Origin of the sequence: Streptomyces sp. NPDC004647, from assembly GCF_040609575.1 — a bacterium.
In the GTDB taxonomy this organism is placed as follows: Bacteria; Actinomycetota; Actinomycetes; order Streptomycetales; family Streptomycetaceae; genus Streptomyces.
This window is the reverse complement of sequence record NZ_JBEXKU010000220.1, coordinates 1-1195: the sequence shown is the minus strand read 5'-3', so window position 1 is coordinate 1195 and position 1195 is coordinate 1. Positions and strand designations below refer to the sequence as shown.

The 1195-nt window shown below is 69.5% G+C and carries 1 protein-coding gene; it reads right to left on the bottom strand.

Going from position 1 to position 1195, the window contains the following annotated elements:
• Positions 1-1195: beta-ketoacyl synthase N-terminal-like domain-containing protein (locus ABZW18_RS34790; protein WP_356195530.1), on the bottom strand; the 1195-nt coding region annotated here is incomplete at both ends.

The window sequence follows — 1195 nt, the reverse complement described above, 5'->3', positions numbered from 1 at the left end:
TCCACGAAAGTACCGGGGGTCGACATGACGGTGACACCGCCGGCCAGCGCCAGCGAGCATTCACCGCTCCGCAGGGCCTGCGCGGCGAGATGCATCGCCACCAGCGACGACGAGCACGCCGTATCCACCGTCACCGCCGGACCCTCGAGGCCCAGGGTGTACGAGACTCGGCCCGAGGCCACGCTTCCCGCGCTGCCCTGGCCCTGGTGACCTTCGAACTGCTTGCCGTTCAATGTGGTGCCGTAGTCGTTGTACATCACACCGGCGAACACACCGGTCTGGCTCTCCCTCAGCGACACCGGGTCGATGCCCGCCCGCTCGATTGCCTCCCACGACGCTTCGAGCAGCAGCCGCTGCTGCGAGTCCGTCGCCATCGCCTCACGCGGGCTCATCCCGAAGAAGGCGGGATCGAACTCACCCGCGTTCTGGAGGAAGCCGCCCGAGCGGGTGTACGACGTGCCCGCGTGGTCCGGATCCGGGTTGAAGAGTCCGTCCACGTCCCAGCCACGGTTGGTCGGAAAGCCGGAGACGGCGTCACCACCCTCCGTGACGAGCTGCCAGAGATCTTCGGGCGAGGTCACTCCGCCCGGGTAGCGGCAGGCCATGCCGACGATCGCGATCGGATCGTCGGCCACGGGCGGCAGGATCCGGACCGGAATCGAGGTCTCGGCCTCCGTGCCGAACAGCTCGTCCCGGAGGTGGTCCGCCAGGGCTGCCGCGGTCGGATAGTCGAAGATCAGCGTGGCTGTCAGCCGCAGGCCCGTCACCGTGCTCAGTTGGTTCCGCAGCTCCACGGCCATCAGGGAGTCGAAGCCCAATTCCCGGAACTGGGAGGTGGCGTTCACGGCCGCCGCGCCGACGTGACCGAGTACGAGGGCGACCTTACTGCGTACGAGGTCCAGCAGTGCTTCGTGCCGGGCGGAGGCGGTCAGTCCGGCCAACTGGGCGAGCAGTCCGGTGGCGGTGGCGGATCCGGCTACCGCGCTCCGACGGGAGCGGGTACGGATCAACGACCGTAGCAGCGGCGGCACTTCGCCCTGTGCCCGCAGCGCGGGGATATCCAGCAGCACCGGCGCCACCAAGGTCTCGCCGGAGGCGAGCGCCGCGTCGAACAGCGCGATTCCCTGCTCGACGGAGAGCGGCGGCATTCCCGAGCGGGCCAGCCGCTGCATGTCCGCCTCGGCCACGCTCCCGG